General features: G+C 37.4%; 22 protein-coding genes. 3 read left to right on the forward strand and 19 right to left on the reverse strand.

What is annotated here, in order from left to right:
- Nucleotides 1-59: 59 nt before the first annotated feature.
- The 8 genes from era to AB3I42_RS11945 all read right to left on the reverse strand — a co-directional run bounded on the left by era (nt 60) and on the right by AB3I42_RS11945 (nt 6,793).
- Nucleotides 60-959, reverse strand: coding sequence for a GTPase Era (gene era / locus AB3I42_RS11910; protein WP_010718524.1), 900 nt, complete (start codon nt 957-959; stop codon nt 60-62).
- A gap of 12 nt (nt 960-971) precedes the next feature.
- On the reverse strand, nt 972-1,379 hold the full coding sequence (locus tag AB3I42_RS11915; RefSeq protein ID WP_025480126.1) for a diacylglycerol kinase family protein: 408 nt from the start codon (nt 1,377-1,379) through the stop codon (nt 972-974).
- Nucleotides 1,363-1,839, reverse strand: coding sequence for an rRNA maturation RNase YbeY (gene ybeY / locus AB3I42_RS11920; RefSeq protein ID WP_014834527.1), 477 nt, complete (start codon nt 1,837-1,839; stop codon nt 1,363-1,365). The genes AB3I42_RS11915 and ybeY overlap by 17 nt, the downstream gene beginning before the upstream one ends.
- A 41-nt stretch (nt 1,840-1,880) precedes the next feature.
- Complete coding sequence (locus AB3I42_RS11925; RefSeq protein ID WP_010737951.1) at nt 1,881-4,076, reverse strand: HD family phosphohydrolase; 2,196 nt, start codon at nt 4,074-4,076, stop codon at nt 1,881-1,883.
- Between the two features lie 19 nt (nt 4,077-4,095).
- Nucleotides 4,096-5,067, reverse strand: coding sequence for a PhoH family protein (locus AB3I42_RS11930; protein ID WP_010718528.1), 972 nt, complete (start codon nt 5,065-5,067; stop codon nt 4,096-4,098).
- A gap of 461 nt (nt 5,068-5,528) precedes the next feature.
- Nucleotides 5,529-5,975 (reverse strand): GatB/YqeY domain-containing protein, encoded by a 447-nt coding sequence (locus tag AB3I42_RS11935; protein ID WP_010718529.1) that lies wholly within the window; start codon nt 5,973-5,975, stop codon nt 5,529-5,531.
- A gap of 26 nt (nt 5,976-6,001) precedes the next feature.
- On the reverse strand, nt 6,002-6,199 hold the full coding sequence (gene rpsU, locus AB3I42_RS11940) for a 30S ribosomal protein S21 (protein WP_010718530.1): 198 nt from the start codon (nt 6,197-6,199) through the stop codon (nt 6,002-6,004).
- 165 nt (nt 6,200-6,364) lie between these two features.
- Nucleotides 6,365-6,793 carry a Fur family transcriptional regulator gene (locus tag AB3I42_RS11945; protein WP_010718531.1) on the reverse strand — a complete coding sequence of 143 codons (429 nt, stop codon included), beginning with the start codon at nt 6,791-6,793 and terminating at the stop codon, nt 6,365-6,367.
- 92 nt (nt 6,794-6,885) lie between these two features.
- Between AB3I42_RS11945 and AB3I42_RS11950 the strand changes: the two genes are divergently transcribed.
- A complete protein-coding gene (locus AB3I42_RS11950) occupies nt 6,886-7,743 on the forward strand; it encodes a pyruvate, water dikinase regulatory protein (protein ID WP_010718532.1) in 858 nt (285 codons plus the stop codon).
- A 150-nt stretch (nt 7,744-7,893) separates the two neighbouring features.
- Here the strand turns inward: AB3I42_RS11950 and AB3I42_RS11955 are convergent, their stop codons facing one another.
- From AB3I42_RS11955 to AB3I42_RS11980, 6 genes are all read right to left on the reverse strand, one after another.
- Entirely contained in the window at nt 7,894-8,187 is a 294-nt protein-coding gene (locus AB3I42_RS11955; protein WP_010718533.1) for a helix-turn-helix transcriptional regulator, read from the reverse strand.
- Between the two features lie 67 nt (nt 8,188-8,254).
- Nucleotides 8,255-9,982 (reverse strand): phospho-sugar mutase, encoded by a 1,728-nt coding sequence (locus tag AB3I42_RS11960; protein WP_010737954.1) that lies wholly within the window; start codon nt 9,980-9,982, stop codon nt 8,255-8,257.
- A gap of 137 nt (nt 9,983-10,119) precedes the next feature.
- On the reverse strand, nt 10,120-10,989 hold the full coding sequence (locus tag AB3I42_RS11965) for a hypothetical protein (RefSeq protein ID WP_010737955.1): 870 nt from the start codon (nt 10,987-10,989) through the stop codon (nt 10,120-10,122).
- A gap of 470 nt (nt 10,990-11,459) precedes the next feature.
- Complete coding sequence (gene trxB / locus AB3I42_RS11970; RefSeq protein ID WP_010737956.1) at nt 11,460-12,389, reverse strand: thioredoxin-disulfide reductase; 930 nt, start codon at nt 12,387-12,389, stop codon at nt 11,460-11,462.
- 146 nt (nt 12,390-12,535) lie between these two features.
- Nucleotides 12,536-13,969, reverse strand: a complete 1,434-nt coding sequence (locus AB3I42_RS11975) for a 6-phospho-beta-glucosidase (RefSeq protein ID WP_368022520.1) — start codon at nt 13,967-13,969, stop codon at nt 12,536-12,538.
- Nucleotides 13,970-13,982: 13 nt separating this feature from the next.
- The gene (locus AB3I42_RS11980; protein ID WP_010737958.1) at nt 13,983-15,377 is read right to left on the reverse strand and encodes a 6-phospho-beta-glucosidase; all 1,395 of its coding nucleotides are present in this window, start codon (nt 15,375-15,377) and stop codon (nt 13,983-13,985) included.
- Nucleotides 15,378-15,597: 220 nt separating this feature from the next.
- Between AB3I42_RS11980 and AB3I42_RS11985 the strand changes: the two genes are divergently transcribed.
- Entirely contained in the window at nt 15,598-16,488 is an 891-nt protein-coding gene (locus AB3I42_RS11985) for a MurR/RpiR family transcriptional regulator (protein ID WP_181914370.1), read from the forward strand.
- A 135-nt stretch (nt 16,489-16,623) separates the two neighbouring features.
- Here AB3I42_RS11985 and AB3I42_RS11990 read toward each other — a convergent pair whose 3' ends face one another.
- The 5 genes from AB3I42_RS11990 to AB3I42_RS12010 all read right to left on the reverse strand — a co-directional run bounded on the left by AB3I42_RS11990 (nt 16,624) and on the right by AB3I42_RS12010 (nt 22,102).
- Complete coding sequence (locus tag AB3I42_RS11990) at nt 16,624-17,493, reverse strand: hypothetical protein (protein WP_181933845.1); 870 nt, start codon at nt 17,491-17,493, stop codon at nt 16,624-16,626.
- A complete protein-coding gene (locus AB3I42_RS11995) occupies nt 17,493-17,900 on the reverse strand; it encodes a hypothetical protein (protein ID WP_181914368.1) in 408 nt (135 codons plus the stop codon). The genes AB3I42_RS11990 and AB3I42_RS11995 overlap by 1 nt, the downstream gene beginning before the upstream one ends.
- Nucleotides 17,901-18,175: 275 nt before the next feature.
- The gene (locus AB3I42_RS12000) at nt 18,176-19,954 is read right to left on the reverse strand and encodes an ABC transporter ATP-binding protein (protein ID WP_010718540.1); all 1,779 of its coding nucleotides are present in this window, start codon (nt 19,952-19,954) and stop codon (nt 18,176-18,178) included.
- The gene (locus AB3I42_RS12005; RefSeq protein WP_181914367.1) at nt 19,944-21,704 is read right to left on the reverse strand and encodes an ABC transporter ATP-binding protein; all 1,761 of its coding nucleotides are present in this window, start codon (nt 21,702-21,704) and stop codon (nt 19,944-19,946) included. The genes AB3I42_RS12000 and AB3I42_RS12005 overlap by 11 nt, the downstream gene beginning before the upstream one ends.
- Before the next feature lie 173 nt (nt 21,705-21,877).
- Entirely contained in the window at nt 21,878-22,102 is a 225-nt protein-coding gene (locus AB3I42_RS12010) for a YneF family protein (RefSeq protein ID WP_010718542.1), read from the reverse strand.
- A gap of 238 nt (nt 22,103-22,340) precedes the next feature.
- Here AB3I42_RS12010 and AB3I42_RS12015 point away from each other — a divergent pair, with 238 nt between their 5' ends.
- Nucleotides 22,341-23,918 carry an Nramp family divalent metal transporter gene (locus AB3I42_RS12015; RefSeq protein ID WP_131773407.1) on the forward strand — a complete coding sequence of 526 codons (1,578 nt, stop codon included), beginning with the start codon at nt 22,341-22,343 and terminating at the stop codon, nt 23,916-23,918.
- Nucleotides 23,919-23,976 lie beyond the last annotated feature (58 nt).

Genomic DNA, 23,976 nt, shown 5'->3' on the forward strand with positions numbered 1-23,976 from the left:
TTTACACGCGGTTTCGTCTATCGAATAATCACGTTCAACTCATTTTTATCTACTTAAAGTTAATATTCCTCTTTGCGGTAACCAAAATCTTGTAAATAAACTCTTTTATCGCGCCAATCTTTTTGAACTTTAACCCATAGTTCTAGAAATACTTTGTCACCAAGCAAATTTTCAATATCTTTTCTTGCTTTCGTCCCAATTTCTTTTAGCATTTTACCACCTTTACCGATGATAATCCCTTTTTGACTATCACGTTCAACGATAATGGTTGCTTGAATTTGGATTTTATCATTTTCATTGCGTTTCATTGAGTCAACAACAACAGCCACTGAATGTGGGACTTCATCTCTAGTCAAAAACAGGACTTTCTCACGAATCAATTCCGAAACGATAAAGTATTCTGGATGATCCGTTACTTGATCATCCGGGAAGTATTGAGGACCTTCTGGCATCTCAGCGATCAACACTTCCATTAGACGGTCCACATTGTTCCCTTCTGTAGCCGAAATCGGTACAACTTGTGCAAAAGGCATTTGTGCCGAATAATCTTCGATGATTCCTAATAATTCATCTGGATGAACTTTATCGATTTTATTGATAATCAAATAAACAGGTGATTGAACATTTTTTAATCGTTCAATAATAAAATCATCCCCACGTCCACGTTTTTGATCCGCACTGATCATAAATAAGACAGCATCCACTTCTCTTAGTGCACTGTAGGCTGATTCCACCATAAAATCACCCAAACGATGTTTTGGTTTATGGATTCCCGGAGTGTCGATAAAAATCAACTGTGCTTCTGGTGTCGTATAAACGCCTTGGATCTTATTTCTGGTCGTTTGTGCCTTGTCACTCATGATAGCAATTTTTTGCCCAACGATTCGATTTAATAATGTTGATTTGCCAACATTTGGTCGTCCCACAATAGCGACAAAACCTGATTTATGTTCTAACATATTATTCTCCTTTTAATTAAAAAACATTTGATAGATTTTAGGTACAAATAAAATGAGACCGACGATCACTGCAAAACAAGCGGTGACTAACACTGCTCCTGCCGCCATATCTTTGATTTTTTTCCCAATTGGATGGAAATGAAAATCGGTAAACATATCCACCACATTCTCAAAAACAGTATTTAAAATCTCAACGATCCACACCAGAAAAACTGCTAAAACTAACCACAGCCATTCTAGTTGATTCAGTTGAAATACAACTCCCATAAAAAACGCCAGCAACCCAAAACCTACATGTTTTTTCATATTACGTTCCTCATCAAAGACTGTTTTAACCCCTTGAAGAGCAAATTCTACTGACATAGCGAAGTGCTTATTTTTCTCAACCTTTTTCTCGCACTCTTTATCTTTTAAGTCCATAAGCATCTAAAATCTCTTTCTGTAAACCAAACATCTCTGCTTCATCTTCGGGTGTCATGTGATCATAACCATTGATGTGCAAAAAGCCATGCACTGCCAAAAATCCCAACTCTCGATCATACGAATGACCATATTCTTCCGCTTGTTCCTGGGCACGCTCAATTGAGATCATGATATCTCCTAATACTCGTGGTAAAGGATTATCGCCTTCTTCAAAAATCACGGGAATTTCGTCTTCCCCTTCGTCTTCTAATGCAAAACTAATCACATCTGTTGGGGCATCTTTGCCACGGTAGACACGGTTGATTTCTTGGATTGCTGCATTGTCCATAAAAGTAACAGACATTTCTGTTTCCTCGGGTAATTTCAAATGAGCCGCTGCAAATTGCAGAAGGTCCTCGATCTCTTTGATTTTTTCTGTTGAAACTTTCTGTGTTTCATCCATAAATGTGATGTCCATATTTATCGCTTCTTTCTTACTTATTGCTGATATTTTTTATTTTAGCCATTTTCTTTTTCTACTTTCATCGTTTCCGCTTCCGATTTCATTTTAGGATATTTGATCCGTGAATGGAAGGTACTACTTAACCCACTGATCAAAGATTTTTCCACTTTGCGAATTTCTTTTAATGTTAAACCACTATCATCAAGTTGACCATCAGAGATTCGTTCTTCAATCAAATTATGGACAAATTTTTCGATTTTTTCACCTGTTGGATGATCCATTGCCCGTACTGCCGCTTCACAACTATCTGCAATATTCACGATGCCGGCTTCTCGGGTCTGTGGTTTGGGACCAGGATAACGAAATTGTTCTTCGGTGACTTCAGGATTTCTTTCTTTTGCCTTGATATAGAAATACTTCATCAATGTTGTTCCATGATGCTGTCGGCAAATATCGATTACCATTTGCGGCATGCCATATTCCTCTAAAATTTTCGCTCCATCGGTCACATGACCAAAAATGATCTGTTTACTATCTTCCGGTAATAAGAAATTATGTGGATTCTCAGCACCAGAAGGCAAGTTTTCTACAAAAAAGCTAGCATGTTTGATTTTACCAATATCGTGGTAGTAACAAGCTACACGTGTCAATAATGACCGCCCATTGATCTCAGCCACTGCGTTCGCGCTTAAATTGGCGACCATCATACTGTGATGATAAGTTCCTGGTGCTTCTTCCAATAGCTGTTTTAACAATGGATGGTTAGGATTACTTAACTCATTCAAGACGATCACACTATCATCGTTGACCATCAATTCGATATACGGATGTAATCCCATCGTTAACAGATACGACAGCAAAGCCCCCATAAAGCCACAAATCAGTGTTAACCAAGTTGTTCCATTACTAAAGCTCATACCTTGATAAACGATCAACACAACATCCATCATCAACGGAAAAATAATGACCCACATCATAGCTGAAAACCATTGTTCTGACACTCGTTGGCGTTTTAAAACCGTCGCTAATAAACCTGAAAAAAGATAAGCCATCAAGATAACGGTCAAAAAGTTGGTCCCAATCGAGCCATAAAAAATAAACAATGCAGATACGGCTTGGAACAAGGCAGCCATGATTCCTGCCCTCCGGTTCAAAAAGAAATTTAAAACTAAAGGAACAAAAGCTGCAGGATAAAACAGCGGGATAAAAGCTGCTTGTTCCGTTTGGAATAGTTGGAAAAATTTCATTAATAACACACTGATGGACATAGCCGTAACATAAAAGAGCACATATTCTGTTCGTTTTCCGGCTTCATGGTACTGCATTGAGTTGTAAACTAAAACAGCAATTTGCAATAAGACTGCTAAGATCATTGCTACTAAAGGAAAAATTGACGTTGTTTGACTGGTCAATCCTAATAATTCAAGCTTTTTCATTGCATCTGCATCGATTTGATTTCCTTCACGAACAATGATTTCGCCTTGATAGATCATGACCGGTTGAACCGCACTCCTTGCTGATTGTTTCAATTCCTCTGTTTTCTTTTCATTTAAGACATCATTTACGACGATTCCTTGATCGACAAGATAATGGATCGTTTGTTGTTGGTCAGGTGTCACGTTCAAATATTGGATCTGTTCTTCCGCCTGTTGCTTGAAGGTTTCTAAATCACTTTCTCGAACTTGTTTTTTCATTTGTTCATTGATCAATCGCAGACTTTCATCTCGGACTGTCGCAATTTGACTATCTGACATGCCAAAGATTTTTGTGTAAAAGTTAGTCGGTAATTTTTGATAAAATGCCACGTTTTCAGCATTAGCATTTTCAAAACTCTTCTTTAGAGCTGCAATTCGCTCATCTATAGTTGGTTTGGGAACATTCTCATTTTCTTTTGCTTTATCCACTTTTTCTTTATACGCTTTATTGATCGAATCATTTGTTTTATTGATCAATTCAAAAAGCTGCTTGATGCGACTACTTTGTTCACTCGCCAAATCTTGTTGATACGTATATTCTGGCGTAACAGCTTCCGCTGCTAGTTTTCTTTTTTGTTCCGTTTCTTCTGTATTTTCGATCGTTTTATTCGCACGGATACTTTCTTCTGCCACTTGTCCTTCTTTGAAATCATTGGCTTTTTGCTTGACGCTACTGAACGTAACGCCACAAACGATCACAAAAAACAAAAGCAATAAGAAAGGCATTGCCGCCTTTCCTAATTTTGCTTGCAGTTGTTGGAGTATTTTATTCAACATTCGCTTATCCCCCTAAGCCTTACTCTTGATGAAGATCTGCCTTTTCATAAGCTTTGATGATTTCGGCTACAACAGGATGACGAACGACGTCACTTGCTTCAAAATTGACAAAAGCAATTTTTTTGATTTGTTTCAATGTACGTTCTGCATGGATCAAACCACTCATCGTCCCTTTAGGTAAGTCAATCTGACTTGTATCGCCGTTTACGATCATTTTTGATTGATACCCCAAACGAGTCAAGAACATTTTCATCTGTGCCACTGTTGTATTTTGAGCTTCATCTAGTATTACAAAAGCATCGTCAAGTGTTCGCCCACGCATATAAGCTAATGGCGCAATTTCGATGATCCCACGCTCCATCAAACGATTGGTATGATCTAAACCAAATATTTGATACAGTGCATCATACACTGGACGTAAATAAGGATCAACCTTTTCTTTCAGATCACCCGGTAAGAAACCAAGATTTTCTCCTGCTTCCACCGCTGGACGAGTCAAAATGATTTTTTGGACTTCGCCTTTTTTCAACGCAGCAATTGCTAAAACGACAGCTAGAAATGTTTTACCTGTTCCAGCAGGACCGACACCAAATACGATGTCATGTTTAGCAACGGCCTCGACATATTGTTTTTGTCCACTATTTTTCACTCGAATCGGTTTACCATTGCGGTCTTTGACGATTTCTTCTTCATACATTTCAATGAAGTAATCCAATGTCCCTTTTTGCCCCATTTTTAAGGCAGTAACAACATCAGGTGTACTGACATGTATCCCCCGCTTGATCAATTCTTGTAAGGTACGTATCACCGATTGTGCTAACGAAAGCCCCGGCTCTTCTCCAATAATCTGGATCATTTCGCCTCTCGTATGAATCGTTGTTTCAGTCATTTCTTCAATTAATTTTACATGTTTGTCATGCGAGCCTAACAACATACTGATATCGTCAGCAGCTGTTAATCTAATTTCTAAAGAACTGGATGCTTCTGTCAAAAATAGACATCTCCTTTACTTCAATTCATTCCTTCCTATTTTACCATATTCGTAAAAAACTATATAGCAAATAAAAAAGGTTGTCTCACTCCTTATTCGTTTCATTCATTTTAACCTAAAATTACTTTGCTGAACTTCCATGATTTACTTTATGTTATTCCATGATTGAGAGATTCCTGCCTATCAATAAACAGCTTTTACTTAATAGATAAGGCAAAGAACCAATCTAACCAAGCCTAGATCTATCGAGTGAGGAAGAGAGATAAAAGAAGGATATGTATGATTGCATGGGGAACAAGGCGTACCGATTGATGTTGCCTTGGCGCTCACCTTGAGGAAATTGGGACATGCATGAAAAAAAATCTAAAAAAAATAAGTCTGATTTTGACGTTGTGGATCAAAATCAGGCTTATTTTCTTTTTAAGAGAGGGCGGTTGTCCCAAACTCTTTAAATGATAAGTTTAAGATTGTAATAGCTCTTTCACAATCGCATTCACTTGGTTCCCATCTGCTTTTCCTTTGACTTTCGGCATGATCGCACCCATGACTTTGCCAAATTCTTTGACAGAAGAAGCTCCAGTTTGTGTAATCGCTTCTTGAACAAGTTGACGAATATCATCCTCAGAAAGTTGTTCTGGCATGTATTTTTCAACAATTACTATTTCACTTTTCACTTTTTCAGCTAAATCGTCACGTCCAGCTTCTTCGAACTCATGTAAAGAATCACGCCGTTGTTTCATTTCACGAGACAACACTGTTAATTCTTCATCTTCAGTCAAGTCGTGACCTTCTTTGATTTGCTCGTTTTGAATGGATGACTTAATCATACGTATGACTTGTAAAGATTCTTTATCTTTTGCTTTCATCGCTGTTTTCATGTCATCGTTCAATCTACTTAGTAGTGACACACTACCAACTCCAATTCATAAAGGAACTAGTTTTTTTGCGTTTTTTTGCGTTTTTTCGCTGCTTTTCTAGCTGCTTCAGATTTTTTCTTACGTTTTACGCTTGGTTTTTCGTAGAATTCACGTTTACGAGATTCTTGTAAAGTACCCGCTTTTGACACGGAACGTTTGAAGCGACGAAGAGCATCGTCAATTGATTCGTTTTTACGAATGACTGTTTTTGACATGTTAATTCCCTCCCTCCGAGCTTAAAAAGTAACCGTAATTGTTATTGAAATTATAATCCAAAAAACAAGACTGTTCTATAAAACATTATATCTAATGCTGATTTGACCGTCAAGGGAATCTTTGGATTTTTTAAAATAATGATATGTTATTTTATTATAAAACAACTACTGACAGTTTTCACATCGACCGAAAATTTCAAACCGATGCCCTTCGATCGTACAACCTGATAATTGATTTTCAAAATAGTCCATTGGACACATATGGATTTCTTTTGTCATCCCACAAACGGTACAAATAAAATGATGATGGTGACCGATCTCTCCCTGGCAACAATGAAAGCGAAACTTCATTTCGCCATTCAAATCGGTTTCTTCTAATAAGTCTAACTCAGAGAAATCATGGAGATTACGATAAATGGTATCATAACTCACTCCTTTAAATTCCTCATTCATAAAATCAAATACTTCTTTTGCTGACACATAACGATTTCTTTTGACCAAATAAGTCAATAATGCTTCTCGCTTTTTCGTGTATTTAAATCCGTTATTTTTCAAAATTTCTAACGATTGTTCGATTAATGTTTGGTTTTTCAAGTCTTTCCCTCCAAATCAAAATGATTACGAAGTACATATTCCACAGTATGGTATACTAAAGATAAAAAAAATGCAAGTGAGGTTTTTTATTTATGGCTTTTGATTCTACTGAGATCGTTACTTTTTTTGTCATTTCTGATTCAGCTGGTGAAACAGCAACAAAACTCGCACAGGCAACCATGGCACAATATCCTACAGTTGAATTTAATTTATTTCGTCGAACGTTTGTCACTGACCAAGACACCCTCGAACAAGCCTTACAAGATGCGTTAGCAGAAAAAGCGTTAGTACTTCATACCTTGATCAACCAAGAGCTGATTGATTATACCCGAAGTTTTTGCGAAGAAAACAACTTATTTAGTTTTGACGTGATGACTCCACCGATCGAAGAAATCCAACGATTAACAGGAATTCAACCCACTCGTCAACCTGGAGCCCTACATTTATTGAATGAAAATTATTTTAAACGAATCAAGGCAATGGAATTTGCTGTAAAATACGATGATGGGAAAGATCCAAGAGGTTTCTTAGAAGCAGACGTGGTATTGCTAGGAGTTTCCAGAACGTCAAAGACACCGTTAAGTCTTTTTTTAGCGAATAAAAACTTAAAAGTGGCGAATCTCCCACTCATTCCTCAAGCCCATATCCCAAAACAACTTTGGGAGATCGATCCTAAAAAAATTGTTGGTTTAACCAATAATCCCGATATTTTAAATAATATTCGAAAAGAACGGATGCGTTCCTATGGATTAAATCCTGATACGGCTTATTCTGATATCGAAAAAATACGAGCAGAATTAGATTTTGCTAATGATTTGTATGAAAAATTAGGTTGCGTTGTGATCAATGTTGCTTCTCTCTCAATTGAAGAAACGGCTTCGTTGATCCTAAATGCCTTAGATTTAGAGGACCACAGTTATTATGGCACGGATACTTCAGGAGAAAAATAAAGAACAAATAATTGTATCCAGTAAGCAGCTATAACAAACAACCAGAACCAAACGCATAACTAGTTGAAAAAAAAGCCAGCTGAAACGTGTCTGCTGGCTTTTTTTCAGTATAATCTATTTACATTCCCTTAGAAATGCCTCATTCTTATTTTACTGATGTTCCACATGTTTCAAGGTTTGTTCCAAGATATCCAACACGTGAAAATCATCTAAACTATACAATATTGCTTTGCCTTCACGATGCGATTTTACCACATGGTTTTCCCTTAATAAACGTAGTTGGTGGGAAACAGCGGATTGTTCCATTTCCACCGCTTGGCTGATGGCCGTCACATTTTGTTCTCCATCTTTTAAATACATCAATATTTTCAATCGGGTAGGATCACTTAAGACTTTAAATAATTGACTCACTTTTTCTATTTCGCTTTTTGGTGTGTCTGTCAACCGATTCACCTCCATAAAAAAGACTGACTTCTAAAGTTTACCACTTTTTCCATCAGTCTCAATTATTTTATTCTTCTGTCATTGATTTGATGATTGCTTCATAGGTATCGATCTTTTCTTGTGCCTCTTGTGCGGAATTGCCTTTTACACCAATATAGAATTTGATTTTTGGCTCTGTTCCTGAAGGACGGATCGCTACCCAACCATGTTCTTCTAATACATATTTTAATACGTCAGATGGAGGTGTCGTTAATTTTTCCACTCGTCCAGCTGAATCTGTTTTCGTTAATTCTTTGAAATCTTCTGTTTGAAGAACTTTTGCTCCAGCAAATTCTGATGGGGCATGGTCACGGAATTTCTTCATCAAAGCAGCGATTTTGGCTGAACCTTCTTGACCACTCATCGTGACTGAGATTGTTTTTTCAGCAAAATAACCATATTTTTCAAAAATCATTTGTAAGCCGTCATAAAGTGTCTTCCCTTGTTTTTTATAAAAAGCAGCCACTTCGGCTAACAATAAGAGTGCTTGGATTGCATCTTTATCACGTACAAATGGTTTGACCAAGTAACCATAGCTTTCTTCAAAACCAAACATAAATGTATGAGAATGATCTTTTTCAAATTGATGGATTTTTTCTGCAATAAATTTAAAGCCTGTTAAGACATTGATCATCGTAGCGCCATAGCTTTCAGCGATGGCTGCAGGAAGTTCACTTGATACGATTGACTTAAGTACGGCTGCATTTTCAGGTAAAGTCCCTCGTGATTGATGTGCTTCTAAAATATATTGAATCATTAACGCACCGATTTGATTACCGGTCAAAACTTTATAAGAGCCATCAGGTTGGCGAACTGCTGCTCCTAAGCGATCCGCATCAGGATCAGTTGCAATCAATAAATCAGCGCCTTCTTTTTCACCTAAACGAATCGCATACTCAAATGCTGAATGTTCTTCAGGGTTTGGTGATTGAACCGTTGTAAAGTCAGGATCAGCTACAGCTTGTTCAGGTACAAGCATAAATTGTTCGAAACCAGCTTGTTGTAATGCTCTTTCTCCTAGCATTTTTCCTGTACCATGAAGGGGTGTAAACACCAATTTTAAGTCTTTCCCCATTGTTTGGACTAATTCTTGATCAATCGTGACTGCTTTGATTTCTTCCAAATATGCTTTATCGACTTCTTCACCAATGATCGTAATCAATCCACTAGTTTCTACTTCGTCATCAGCTAAAACAGCGACTTTTAAAGGATTACTTACTTCACGTACATATTTTGTCAATGCATCCGCATCAGCGGGTGGCATTTGTCCGCCATCTTCTCCATAAACTTTATAGCCATTGTAAGCTGCTGGGTTATGAGAAGCTGTCACCATGATTCCCGCAAACGTATTCAAATGACGAACAGCGAAAGAAAGTTCAGGTGTTGGACGTAGACTCTCAAAGACAAAAGAAGGAATATCGTGTTGTGCCAAAGTCTTCGCTGCTTCCATCGCAAATTCAGGCGATTGATGGCGTGAATCATAAGCAATCGCTACGCCGCGACGTTTTGTTTCTTCTCCTTGTGTATCCATAAAACGTGCCAGCCCTTCTGTTGCTTGTCTGACCGTATAAATATTCATTCGATTGATCCCAGGACCTAAAATTCCCCGCATTCCTGCTGTTCCAAATTCTAAAGGAGCATAAAAAGCATCTTCCAGCTTTTCAGGGTCCTGACTAAGATCAGTTAATTGTTTTTTTAAATTTTCTTCTAAATTTTCTTCATTGGCCCATTGTTGGTATACTTGTTCCCAAGACATGAAGCGAACACCTCTTTCTAAAATATCTACCTCTTTCAGTATAGCATTCTCTTTTTAGATAGAAAAGTCAGAAGAAAAAATAAGCGCAGATAGGATCTTCTTTTCTTTCACCAAGATCAAGATTATTCCTACTGTTCTTACAATATCAAACAAGATTTTTCTTGTTTTTGAAATTGCACTGAACCGTTACGATTATCTGGTTGAGTTTTTTTATTTTTTAGAATATCAAATAATTTTCTTTTTTTATTTGTTTGCTCTTCTTTCTTTTGCAAAGTTCCAAGATTATTCCAACTCTTCGGCTGGTATGTTTGCCAAACTTCTGGTTCCTGTTCCCAAGGTGCTTTTACTTTTTTTCCTTGAGAGATAAAAGTAACTTTTCCACGTAATTTTTCCCAATTGCGGTAAATATAACGTAGTTCGCTAGAGGTCGTAGACTTTCTTCCCTTAATATCATCTAGATTTTTTTCGTCTAGGACAAGTTCAATATCTATTTCATCTAAGCAATAGTAAAGTTCCATATCTTGCTTTTCCATCGCTATATCCAAACCAATTTTACAGCCTCTATTCACGTGCAAAGAATGGTCATGATAAGCTTTATTCTTAAGTACATCTTGATAGATTGTTTTTAATTCATTTTTCTGATTCATTTGAGTACCACGAAAATAATTTCCCCATAATGGCCAGTGTTTCTTGCCTTCATCCACATAATTAAACCATTCTTTGGAAAATTTTGAAAAAGATTCTTCAGAACACCAGATACTATCCTCTTTCACATTTAATTTATCCTCTTCTCTATTTAATATACTCCTAATTTCGTTATTGTACTCATCAATAAAAATGGGAACATGATTTTTTTTTGCTTCCTTTTCTGCTTGTTCTAAATTGCCTGGTTTTTCTTCCGCTAGATCTATCGCCTGACTTAGATTAAATATAGAGTACCCCAGACTTTTCGCATATGCCTTCCGCGCTGTAGCTAAGCCATAAATAAAAATAGTTTCTTTTGTCACATTTTCCTCTCCTTTTCATTTATTTCTGATAACGATAGTCATTTTCTGGAAAGTCATTTACGTGTACAACGATCCATTTCTATCGTTTGAATATGTGTCTCTCTTCTTTGATTGGAAGTGGCTAGCTTTTTATGTAGTTTACGAGTAGCCTCTATTCCCATAGTCCTTGCATCACCGAGTACTCTTTTTTCATTGTCCTTCTTCTTTCCCTATTTCCATCAAAATGCCTGTTCATTGTATCACGTGTTAATTTCACTCGGATGGCAAAAAATCCTGTTTTCAAAAAAAAATAGTTCTCTCTTAATGATTGAAGTGCCAGTAACAAGCGATCGTGTCTAAAAATAACTCCTATTTTCCATGAATAAATTCTGTCCACAAAAAAGCTGAGGACAATGTTTGTCCTCAGCTCTTTAGTAGTATAAAAATGAATAATATTCAAACAGCCCTTCTAACGACCTCTTTTGATCACTTTACGCTTGTGTTGTTTCTTCTAATGCTTCTAAATATTTATAAACTTGTTGACCAGCAATGCCTCCATCGCCGACTGCTGTCGTGATTTGTCGTAAATCTTTTTCACGAACATCCCCAATAGCGAACACACCAGGCATAGTCGTACGCATGTCTTGATCTGTTGGAATCCAACCAGCTGCATTAGTTAAACCAGCTTTTTTAAATGGTTCAGTCAATGGATCTAAGCCCACATAAATAAACACGCCATCTGCTGCTAAATCAACGGTTTCATTCGTTTTCACATTATGCGCTTTAACCCCAGTGACCACCATGTCATTACCAACGATTTCATCTGTGACAGTGTCCCAGACAAATGAAATCTTTTCGTTAGCGAATGCGCGATCTTGGATGATTTTTTGCGCACGTAATTCGTCTCTTCGATGAACGATCACGACTTCAGAAGCAAATTGCGTTAGGTAGATGGCTTCTTCTACCGCAGAATCGCCACCGCCGATCACGACTAAGCGTTTGTTTCGGAAAAAAGCACCGTCACATACTGCACAATAGGAAACACCTCGTCCAGCGTATTCTTCTTCTCCAGGAACACCTAACTTACGATGGATACAACCCGTTGCGATAATCACTGTTTTGGCTTCATAAGATTGATCTTCACAGATCACTTCTTTGTAATTTCCATGGTCTTTGATGTCTTGCACAATTCCATAGACATTTTCTGTTCCAAATTTAGTGACACCTTCATACATTTTATATGCAAGGTCAGGTCCCATGATGGAATCAAATCCAGGGTAATTTTCAACTTCAGCGGTGTTATTCATTTGTCCACCCGGTGCGCCTTGTTCAATCATAGCAACTGAAAGATTTGAACGTGACGCATATAACGCAGCAGTCATTCCAGCAGGTCCAGCACCAATCACGATAACATCATACATATGTACATTCCTCCATTATAAAAATCAAGTAAGCTTACTTTACAGCCTATAGAAAAAAAAGTCTATTGTTCTGCTTACTCTTTCCTCGAATAGATTTATTATACTCGAAAAATTAGTTTAAAAACAATAGACTTTTATTTAATTCACTATTCGTTACTTAAATCTTCTCCATTTGTTGCAATGACTTTTTTATACCAGTTGAACGATTTTTTCTTCGAGCGTTCCAATGTCCCATTTCCTTCGTTGTCACGGTCAACGTAGATGAACCCATAGCGTTTCTTCATTTCGCCAGTCCCAGCAGAGACAAGATCGATACAGCCCCAAGTCGTGTAGCCTAGGAGATCCACACCATCGAGCTCAACCGCATCTTTCATTGCTTGGATATGTTGTTCTAAATAATCGATCCGATAGTCGTCTTCTACATAGCCATTTTCATCTGGTGTATCAATGGCACCTAACCCATTTTCGACGATGAACAATGGTTTTTGGTAACGATCATAAAGATCATTCATCGTGATACGTAACCCCAATGGATCAATTTGCCAGCCCCATTCACTGGCTGAAAGATAAGGATTTTTAGCCGATTCAAAAATATTACCGGCCGTTTGCTCTAATACTTTTGGATCAGTAGTAGCTACCCGGGAAGAGTAATAGGAGAATGAAATAAAATCAACGGTATGTTCTTTTAATATTTCTAAGTCAGTTGGTTCCATCTCGATTTTGATTCCATTACGTGCCATTTCTTTTAAGGCATAGGCTGGATAACTTCCCCTTGACTGGACATCAATAAAGAAATAGTTTTCCCGGTCCGCCTTTCTTGAAGCCCAGACATCTTCAGGTTTACAAGTGTAAGGATAAATTGCGCCGGCTGCTAACATACAGCCAACTTTATTTTCTGGATCCACTTCATGAGCGATCTTTGTAGCGATTGCACTAGCAACTAATTCATGATGGGCTGCCTGGTATTTGATTTGTTCCACATCGTCCCCTTCTTCAAAATACAATCCAGCGCCCATAAATGGAGCATGTAAAATCATATTCATTTCGTTGAAGGTCAACCAGTATTTCACTAATCCTTTGTAACGATTAAAAATGACATGGCAAAGTCTTTCATAAAACTCTATCAACTTTCGAGAACGCCAAGCACCATATTCTTTGACTAAATGCATCGGACAATCAAAATGAGTGATTGTCACTAACGGTTCGATTCCATATTTTTGACATTCTTTAAAGACATCTTCATAGAACTTCAACCCTTCTTCATTTGGTTCCTTTTCATCATCTTTTGGAAAAATACGACTCCACCCAATGGATAAGCGATAGGTTTTAAATCCCATTTCCGCAAAAAGTGCAATATCCTCTTTGTAACGATGGTACATATCAATGGCTGTTTTTGCTGGATAAAAATGTTCCTCATCAAAGTCAAACATTTTTTGTTTACCAGTGATCACTGAAAAACGATCTTTACCAATCGGAACAACATCAACATTAGCTAAACCACGTCCACCTTCAGCGTAGCCTCCTTCACATTGATTGGCAGCCGTTGCGCCACCCCATAAAAAGTCTTTCCTAAATGCCATCCTACTTCCTCCATTATTGTTTTTGATAAGTTTTTGTCAGGTTGTTTGCTATTTCATCTTGTACTTCGATCCCCTCTTCTTTTAAGCGGTGGATCGTTTCCTTAAATTGTGGCAAATACGCTTCGTGAGCAACAAACAATTCATCCATGATCCGTTTCGCTGTTTCACCCGAACGTACTAAGGGATTGATCGTAAATGCTTGAAGCGCTGTGCCATAATCACCCGTCACTGCCGCTTCGATCGTCAATAATTCCATATTTTTCATGACTTGAAGCCAGCCACGTTCAGCTGGTGGCAAAGAACCGAAAGCAACGTTACGTGCCCCTTGTGCCCCGACATACGCTGTGACCTCCACGACACAATCAGCAGGCAGATCAGGAACAGCGCCGTCATTTTTTGTTGAAACAACGATTTGGGTTTCTTTATTGGCATAGATCGAAGCGATCGTTTCACAGGCAGCATCTGAATAATAAGCACCCCCACGTTGTTGTAACTGTTCTGGTTTATGGTCTAGTTCTGGGTCCTGATACAACTCAAATAATTCTGCTTCCGTTTTTTTAACTTGTTCTGCTCTTGTACCAATTGTTTGATATTCTTCTAAAGCATGGTTCAACATTTCTTCTTCACGATAATAATAGCGATGGTAGCCACAAGGAATCATTTGCATTTGTTGTAATTGTTCCTTGAAAAACGGCACATCGAATATATTTTTTGGTAAGCCATTATTTTCAGCATAAAGTCGGTCGATTAGCTCATTCGTTCGATCGTTTCCATGTGAATCTGCTACTTTATGCCAATGAAAGTGATTGAGTCCAGCAAATTTATAAATCAAGTCTTCTTTTGTTTCTCCCAGCATTTCTGGCTCTGTCATCATTGCCATAACTGGTACATTACAAAGCCCAATTACCTTTTCCCATTTTCCGTAGCGAACGACAGCTTCTGTAACCATTCCACTAGGATTGGCAAAATTGATCAGCCAAGCATCGGGACATAGTCTTTTCATATCTTCTACGATTGAAAGAATGACCGGAATGGTACGAAACGCTTTGAACATCCCGCCAGCTCCATTGGTTTCTTGTCCAAGCATGCCATAATATGCAGGGATTCGTTCATCTTTCACTCTGGCATCTAATTGACCTACCCGAAACTGAGTTGTTACAAAATCAGCATCCCGCAGTGCTTCTTCTCGATCCAACGTCGCATAGATCTTAACATCATAAGGCGAAGCATCCCACATTCGTTGAGACATTTCACTGACGATTCTTAGTTTTTCTTGACCCTCTGCTACATCCACTAACCAGATTTCTTTAATCGGTAATTCTTCATATCGTTTAATAAACCCTTCCATCAATTCAGGGGTATAGCTACTTCCGCCACCAATTGTTGCAATCTTCACTTTTCGTTCCATGAGCTTCCTCCTTTTTTGTTTTTACAACTATATTATGTTTTTTGTAAACGAAAACAACAAGTTAACTTTATTCTTTTGCATTTCCATTTACAAAAATTCATTATATAGCCGATTATTTTGTGAAAATCTTGTATAAGAACAACGAACGATTGACGAATCAACAAATAGCGCTTACAATATTTTTACACAAAAAATTAAAAACATGTAAAAGAGGATCGTCATGCTATTAAAAGAAAAACTAAAAAAAATTGCTTTTTCTCCCGCAGAAACAGAAGTGATCCATTTTATTCAAAGCCATGAACATCAACTCAAAGAAGCAACAATTCAACAAATTGCGAAGGCATGTTATGTCCATCCTTCTACGTTGATTCGGATTGCCAAAAAGGCTGGGTTCAACGGTTGGGTCCACTTTAAGGAAGCTTTTTTGGCGGAAAACGAGTATTTGGAAGGAAATTTTCAAGAAGTTGATGCCAACCTCCCCTTTCTAGAAAACGATAGAATCATGTCTATTGCGAACAAAGTCGCTGCACTGGAACGAATGACGATTGAAGACACACTCTCATTGCTTCACCACAATGACTTACAACGAGCAAAACAGCTTTTATTGAAAGCAAAAAAAATCGTCCTTTTTTCTAGTAATTCGAATACTTTGATCTCGCAGGCTTTTATGTTGAAAATGAAGCGAATCAAACGAGACGTAACGATCGTGACAACTTCAGGCGAATCCTACTATGAAGCCTACAACTGTACGCCTGATACTTGTGCCATCTTAATTTCTTATACCGGCGAAAATAAAATGATGTTACGAACAGCCAAGATTTTGCAAGAAATCAATGTGCCGATTTTAACATTGACGAGTATTGGTGATTCCACTCTTTCTACTTTCAGCTCAGCAATCCTTCGTATCACTACCAGAGAACGATTGTATTCCAAAATCAGTAATTTTACGATCAATACTTCAATTTGTTACTTACTAGACGTACTATACAGCTGTATCTTTGCAGAGGAATATCAAAAAAACCTCAACCATTTAATCAAAATCGGACAAAAAGTAGACGATCGCCCAATCAGCTCCTCTATTATGGAAGAGCCTCCTGCAATTAAGGAATAAATTATCTTATCTCACACTTTTTAGCTTCTTATTCATTTCCTCTTTTCACCATCTAGCTTGTATAAGTTAGTCGGAAAAGAAAAAACCTAAAAAAGTTATCCACGACGACATGGATATTTTTTAGGTTTTATTTGCTTAAATTTCATGTTGTGTTTCGTGGCTTTTAGCAGTTTTATTGGTGTTAACTGGTAATTGCTTATCAGCGCCTTCTAGCCCACTTGCTCTTTTCTGATCAAATCTTGCTAACTGTTTTGATTCAGTTAGTGAGAGGTGTTTCATTTTGGCAATCACTGTTTTTTTAATTTCTTCTACGGATACAGTTGGAGAACCAATTTTGTCAGCCATTAAGCCTACCAAAACGGCTTTTTGTTTTTCATTAAGTTCTGGAAACTGATGAAATTTATCCGCTAAGTAATTGATTGCGCTTGTTTTGTGTAAACGGTCAGGCTCTTTTAAGATATCGCTAATTATCTTTCCCTCATTAGGATAGTTCTCACTGATCTCCATAAATACCTCTAGCTGATCATTTATTTTATGTTGATTCTCTTCACTCAATGATTGCACTAATTGATCTTTTTCATGTAACAGAATTGCTTTTTTTTTACTATTTGGAAGTGATAATTCATGCCAAACGACACTGAAATAAGTCATTATATGAATCGTTGAAGGGCTGTCAGATTGTTTCAATAAAAATTTATCTTGGAGCACTTTGAGCACGTTAGAGGTATTTTTTTCTGGACTTTCATCAGTAGTACGGGAACGAGCAATTGTTGTCATAAAATACATTTTTTTGTCTATTTGATGGATAACTTCTGAGTGCTTCAGTTCATCTAACTCCGGAAATATAGTTGTCACTATTTGTTGTTTTTGTTCTTGCGTAAATGCTTTCGTATCATTAAATAAGTGCGTCAAAAAATCGATGCGTTGTTTTTCATTTAATGAGTGAGATTCTTTAAAAAAATTCGCAATGTTCGCCTTCTGCTGTGGCTTTTTCTCACTAACCATCAAAAAATGTCGATTTTCTGGTCAACTTGATAGGATTCTTCCTTCGATAAAGGTTGTTTTATTCTATTTTTTTCATCATTTACTAATACTTGTTTGTCTTTTTCAGACAACGAAAGTTGATTATATGTATCGATTAAATAACCCACAACATCATTTGCTGTTAGTCTTTCTGCTATCGGCAAATGATCTTTTGCTTGGAGTTTAATAAATTTTTTATACAAACGATTTTTTTCCTCATCCTTAAATTTGATCTGCTGGACTAATTCATGTAACGTTGTTAACACATGTATCGAACTAGCAATATCAAAGCTTTCAGGATTTTTTTGTAACTTTTCATATACTCCTTTGTTTTTCCCATGGTTTATCTCCAGTACATTAAGTAAATTGACTAAGTTTTCCTCTTTCATCGGTCACAACCCCTAGCTAAAATTATTTTAGAATAATAAAAATTCTAATTTCTATCATTCTATGCTAATTTACTTTTGCGAATCGTCCCAATTTTTCTAAAAAAAGAAATAATTGGTCTCTAAATAGTTATTTTATATCTGTTTTGTTTATTTCAAACGCTATTGTTCAAGGTACTCTACTTCTGATACTCAATAAAAATGTCTTTATTAAAAAAACAGAGAAAAAGAAGATGATTTCCTCTTTTTCTCTGTCTGATTACTTCTATTTGGAACAACTATTCACTTTGGAGTTTATACATATCAGCATACAGTCCTTCTTTTACTAGCAACTCCTGGTGGGTTCCTTGTTCAACGATTTTTCCTTTATCCAAGACAAGAATGAGTTCTGCATCTTTGATCGTTGACAAGCGGTGCGCAATCGCAATAGTGGTTCTTCCTTGACGCATCTTTGCTAATCCTTCTTGGATCAACCCTTCTGTCTCGGTATCAATATTGGCAGTTGCTTCATCTAAAACCAAGATTTTAGGATCAGTAACAATGGTTCGTGCGAATGTGATCAATTGTCGTTGTCCACTAGAATAACTTGCGCCTCGCTCAATCACTTTTGAATGATACCCATTTGGTAATTCATTAATAAAGCGATCGGCTTGGACAAATTCAGCCGCTGCACGTATCTGTTCATCTGTGATCGCTGGGTCCATCATACGTATATTTCCTGCAATATCCCCATAGAATAGAAAAGCATCTTGGAGAACTAACCCCATTTTTTTACGAAGTTCAGCAATCGGATACTCCCGAATATCACACCCGTCAATTAAAATCTGCCCTTCATAAAATTCATAAAAACGCATCAATACATTGATGATCGAACTTTTCCCACTGCCAGTATGACCGACTAATGCGACAGTTTCACCAGGATTGGCAACAAAAGAAATGTTGTTCAACACCTTATTTTTCCCATCATAGGAAAAGCTGACATTACGAAATTCGATTTTCCCTTCAGTGATGGTTTTGTTTGCTCCTTCATGTTGCTGTGGTGCGTATTCTTCTGTGTCCATGATTTTTAAGATTCTGCTACCAGCGACGATTCCGTCAGTGAATATACTTAAGAAATCCATCATTTGAGACATCGGGTTGAAGAATCCTTGGACATATGTGGTGAAAGCATAGATCAGTCCAACTTCCACTGGTGATTTTAAGGCATCTAAACCAAAAAGCGTCAGTGCCCAAGCAATGGCTAATGCATATAAAAAGCTGATAATCGGGCTCAATAACAGCGAATTGGTTTTGATCATAGCGTATCGTGTATTGAGATAATCCGTATTGACCGCTTCAAATTCGTTTGCTAACCGTTTTTCCTGCCGGAATTGCTGGATGATCCGCATCCCTGAAATGGATTCATTTAATTTAGTATTCAACTGACTTAACTTTTCTCGCATATTACGATAAATCCGAGAACTAAATTTTTGATAATACCAGATCACGACTCCTAGAACAGGTAAAAAAAGCAACAGCCATAAAGCAATGCGTCCGTTGATTTGAAACATTGCAATAAAGGAGGAAACTACTGCGAAAATGCCTGTCAATACCATCAGAAAAACATACCAAAATTCAAAAAGCGTTTCGGTGTCATTCGTGACTCTTGAGACAGTCGAGCCGGCTGGTGTCTGGTCAAAATATCTCATTCCCAATGTATGCAATTTTTCAAATAATTTTATACGGATATATTGATAGGTTTTAAGCGAAGCATTGGAATACAAATACCATTGGAAAAACCAGATGATACTTTTGACGATGACCCCAAATAAATACAAGCCTGCAAAAAATAAAATCACTTGTGTCGTAGCAGATTGTTTGGCTAAATATTCATCCATAAAGGTTTGAATGATTCGAGGTAATAGGACATTGATTACTGACAATCCCAAAGCAAACAGGATGGCAATGATGAAAGTCGCTTTAAAGGGTTTAGCAAAATGCAACAAGCGTTTAATGATTTGCTTTTGCTCTCGCAATGGAATGGATTTTGACCATTCGGATTGATAGTTATCTTCCATCATTTTCTCCCCTTTCAATTTTGGCTTCTAACTGTTGTTTTTCCCACATTTGTTTGTACCAACCACCTAAAGCCAATAGCTCGGCGTGACGGCCACGTTCAACGATCTGTCCTTTGTCAATGACGATGATTTCATCAGCATGCATCACACTGCTTAGTCGATGAGCGGCAATGATCGTGGTTTTACTTTGACGAATTTCTTTTAAATTCCGCAAAATTCTTTCTTCTGTTTTAGCATCCACTGCCGACAACGCATCGTCAAGGATCAATAACTCTGGATTTTGGATCAATGCTCTGGCAATCGAGATCCGCTGTTTTTGTCCACCAGATAAGGAAACACCCCGCTCACCAACTAATGTTTCATACCCCTTCGGTAATTCTTTGATCTCTTGGTTGATTGATGCTAACGACGCAGCAGCTTCCACTTCTTCGTTAGATAACTTAGGATCAGAAAAACGGATATTCTCACGAATCGTCATTGAAAACAAAAAATGATCTTGTGGTACATAGCCAATAGAATGTAAAAGAGCATCTAAGGAATATTCTTTGATCGAACGACCACCAAATTTGATTTGTCCTTGATAGTCATCATATTCACGCATCAGCAACTTCATGATCGTGGTTTTTCCAGCACCAGTTTTACCAACAATTCCTAATGTATCCCCTTCTTTAATTGCAAACTTGATTTGTTCCAAGGCGGGTAATTCTTCTTTGGGATAATGGAATTGCGCGATCTCTACATTTAATTTTCCTTTTGCGGGTGTCTTCACTGCACCAAGTTGTTCGACGATATGGGTCTTCTCATGTAAGAGTTCATTCACTCGGTCATAAGAAGCATTTCCTCTTTCCAGAACATTGAACAACCGACCAATAGCAAACATCGGCCAAACCAACATTCCAATGTAACTGATGAAGGAAACCATTTGTCCAATCGTAATCGTGCCATCTAGCACATATTTACCACCCAAGATGATCGTTAAGACATAAGATAACCCAATGATCAGCGTGATAAACGGATCAAACAAAGCATCTAAAAAGTTGACACGTTTATTCTTGGTGATTGCTTGTTCGATTTTTTCTTGAAAATCTGCCAGATCTTCCTGCTCTTGCCCAAAGGTTTTGATTACTTTAATCCCAGTAATAGTTTCTTGCGTTTTGTCGTTGATACTGGAAAAAGCTTCTTGTGATTCTCGAAAAGCATCATGTAGTTTTGATCCTAATATCCTTGAAGTAACAGCTAATAGCGGCAAAGGGATCAAAGCAAGTAAAGTCAAGCGCCAGTCAATGAAAAGGATCATGGCAATGATTGTGGTTCCCCCAGTAATGACCGAATCAGCAAATGTCAAGATGCCTGCTCCTGCCACATTTTGAATCGCATTTAAATCATTGGTCGCATGTGCCATTAAGTCACCTGTACGATATTTTTGGTAAAACATACTATCCATACGAGTGAAATGGATAAACAAACGCTGACGTAATTCCTTCTCTAACCTCGCTGCACTTCCCCAAATATTCACCCGCCAAATGAAACGAAAGAGATACTGTAAAATGGCAGATCCGATTAATACAGCGATCCAAAAGACGATAAATCGCATGGAGAGATTCTTATCTGCAATCTCATCGATAATGATCCCGATTACTTTAGGCGGAACTAACTGAACCAAGGCAACACATAATAAAGAAAAAACGCCGATCACATAGTGCTTCTTTTCTTGTTTAAAAAACCAACCCAACTTCCTAAAAATATACATATTTTCCTCCTTTTTAACTCCCATCAACCTCTTTTTCTCTTGAAAATTTAGTCAGTGTTACTTATTTTTCTCACTAACTACACAACCTTGTTTTTAATCGCTTCCATAAATCCATCTAATAAAAAAAGCGAGCTGAAATCAATCAGCCCGCTATGATTTGTCCAATGAAAACCTTATTTTTTCCCTTGGTTTTTCATTTGTTGCATCATCTGACGAATTTTCTTTTCAGATGGTTTTTGCCCCATTGACATCATCATTGATCGTAACATGTCCTCATTAACGGGAGGATTTTTTTCTAAATAATCTTTCATATATTTACGCGCAAAAAAGAATCCACCGATTGCGCCGATTAATAAAGCAATAACTGCGATAAGTACGACTATTCCTGTTTTTACCATATAAATCTCTCCTTTCTATTTCCGAATTGCTCTCAATGACTTATTTTACTAAAGTTTTCCCAAAAAAGAAAGGCGTTTTCTTTAGTTTTGGCTAAAAAGTTTATTTTACTGATTTCCTATAACTTCGCCAAAAAGAAGCTTAACCATATATTTTTTTTAGGCAAACCGAATAAATTGCTTTCAATTTTTTTGATGCAGGTGTAGAATGGTGTCGTGAAGAAAATGAGAGGTGATTTTTTTGAGTAATCAATTCCATAAACAAAAATTGATTGAACACACCAACGGCTTATCTTTAGCTGAAGTGAACGGAACAGTCAAAGTTCCTAAAGGGAAAAGTTTTTTTAAAACATTATTAGCTTATTCAGGTCCTGGCGCACTCGTTGCGGTAGGTTATATGGACCCAGGAAACTGGTCGACTTCTATTACAGGAGGTCAAAACTTTCAATATTTACTGATGTCAGTCATTCTTTTATCCAGCTTAGTCGCTATGCTTTTGCAATATATGGCAGCAAAACTAGGCATCGTTAGTCAAATGGATTTAGCCCAAGCCATCCGAGCCCGTACAAGTAAAACACTTGGTGTGATTTTGTGGGTGTTAACTGAATTGGCAATCATGGCAACCGATATTGCAGAAGTAATTGGGGCCGCCATTGCCCTTTATTTACTTTTTGATATTCCATTAGTAATTGCCGTATTTATTACTGTTTTTGATGTTTTTGTTTTATTGATGTTAACTAAGATTGGCTTTCGTAAAATTGAAGCCATCGTCGTTTGTTTGATCTTTGTCATTTTATTCGTTTTTGTCTACCAAGTGGCTTTGTCAAATCCCGACTGGAAACATTTATTTGCTGGCTTTGTTCCTAATAGCAAAACGTTTGCTGATTCACCGATGATTGGTGGTGAAACACCATTGACAGGTGCATTAGGAATCATTGGCGCAACTGTCATGCCTCATAATTTGTATCTCCATTCTGCAGTCTCACAAACGAGAGAAATCGATCGGAAAGACCCAATCGATATCGCTCGAGCTGTTCGTTTTACAACTTGGGATTCTAATATTCAATTAACTATGGCTTTTTTAGTCAATGCTTTACTTTTGATCATGGGCGTTGCAGTATTTAAAAATGGTTCTGTGCAAGACCCATCATTTTTTGGGCTTTACGAAGCATTGTCTAATCCTTCTGTTATGAGCAATGATGTATTGACCACTGTAGCAAAATCTGGCATTTTATCTACATTATTTGCTGTTGCACTTTTAGCTTCTGGACAAAATTCTACGATTACTGGAACACTGACAGGACAAGTGATCATGGAAGGCTTTATCCACATGCGTATGCCGATTTGGTTACGTCGTTTGGTCACACGTCTCTTGTCTGTCATCCCTGTTTTACTCTGTGTCCTCTTTACCAGCACGAAAGGAACGATCGAAGAACATACTGCTTTGAATCATTTGATGAACGAATCTCAAGTATTTCTTGCATTTGCGCTTCCTTTTTCAATGATTCCATTATTGATGATGACAAATAGTGAAGTAGAGATGGGGAAACAATTTAAAAATAATCTATTCGTTAAATCTTTAGGCTGGATCTCCGTAATCAGTCTGACATTCTTGAATTTACGAGGATTACCCGGACAAATCGAAAGTTTCTTTGGTGATCAAGCAACTACCAATGAATTGATGTGGGCAGACAATGTGGCCTACTTGATTATCTTTGCTGTCTTAGCCTTATTGTGTTGGACGATCGTCGACTTGTATAAAGGGAACAAAAGATACGCAGAACGTTTGCAACAACTAACCGTTCAAGAAAATAACTAATAAAAAGATTAGATGATAAAAAAGTTGTTCCTTAAGTGTCCAACTTTAAAAAATAAGC

It is taken from the genome of Enterococcus sp. C53 (genome assembly GCF_040887425.1).
In the GTDB taxonomy this organism is placed as follows: domain Bacteria; phylum Bacillota; class Bacilli; order Lactobacillales; family Enterococcaceae; genus Enterococcus_B; species Enterococcus_B hirae.

Coding starts and splice junctions, on each gene's coding strand:
- AB3I42_RS11980 (WP_010737958.1), bottom strand. CDS start 15,377: ATGGAACGAAAAGTGAAGATTGCAACAATTGGTGGCGGAAGTAGCTAT.
- AB3I42_RS11975 (WP_368022520.1), bottom strand. CDS start 13,969: ATGGCATTTAGGAAAGACTTTTTATGGGGTGGCGCAACGGCTGCCAAT.
- AB3I42_RS12010 (WP_010718542.1), bottom strand. CDS start 22,102: ATGGTAAAAACAGGAATAGTCGTACTTATCGCAGTTATTGCTTTATTA.
- AB3I42_RS11985 (WP_181914370.1), top strand. CDS start 15,598: ATGCTATTAAAAGAAAAACTAAAAAAAATTGCTTTTTCTCCCGCAGAA.
- ybeY (WP_014834527.1), bottom strand. CDS start 1,839: ATGGACATCACATTTATGGATGAAACACAGAAAGTTTCAACAGAAAAA.
- AB3I42_RS12000 (WP_010718540.1), bottom strand. CDS start 19,954: ATGGAAGATAACTATCAATCCGAATGGTCAAAATCCATTCCATTGCGA.
- era (WP_010718524.1), bottom strand. CDS start 959: ATGTTAGAACATAAATCAGGTTTTGTCGCTATTGTGGGACGACCAAAT.
- AB3I42_RS11925 (WP_010737951.1), bottom strand. CDS start 4,076: ATGTTGAATAAAATACTCCAACAACTGCAAGCAAAATTAGGAAAGGCG.
- AB3I42_RS11915 (WP_025480126.1), bottom strand. CDS start 1,379: ATGGACTTAAAAGATAAAGAGTGCGAGAAAAAGGTTGAGAAAAATAAG.
- AB3I42_RS11995 (WP_181914368.1), bottom strand. CDS start 17,900: ATGAAAGAGGAAAACTTAGTCAATTTACTTAATGTACTGGAGATAAAC.
- AB3I42_RS11990 (WP_181933845.1), bottom strand. CDS start 17,493: ATGGTTAGTGAGAAAAAGCCACAGCAGAAGGCGAACATTGCGAATTTT.
- rpsU (WP_010718530.1), bottom strand. CDS start 6,199: ATGTCAAAAACAGTCATTCGTAAAAACGAATCAATTGACGATGCTCTT.
- AB3I42_RS12005 (WP_181914367.1), bottom strand. CDS start 21,704: ATGTATATTTTTAGGAAGTTGGGTTGGTTTTTTAAACAAGAAAAGAAG.
- AB3I42_RS11950 (WP_010718532.1), top strand. CDS start 6,886: ATGGCTTTTGATTCTACTGAGATCGTTACTTTTTTTGTCATTTCTGAT.
- trxB (WP_010737956.1), bottom strand. CDS start 12,389: ATGTATGATGTTATCGTGATTGGTGCTGGACCTGCTGGAATGACTGCT.
- AB3I42_RS11960 (WP_010737954.1), bottom strand. CDS start 9,982: ATGTCTTGGGAACAAGTATACCAACAATGGGCCAATGAAGAAAATTTA.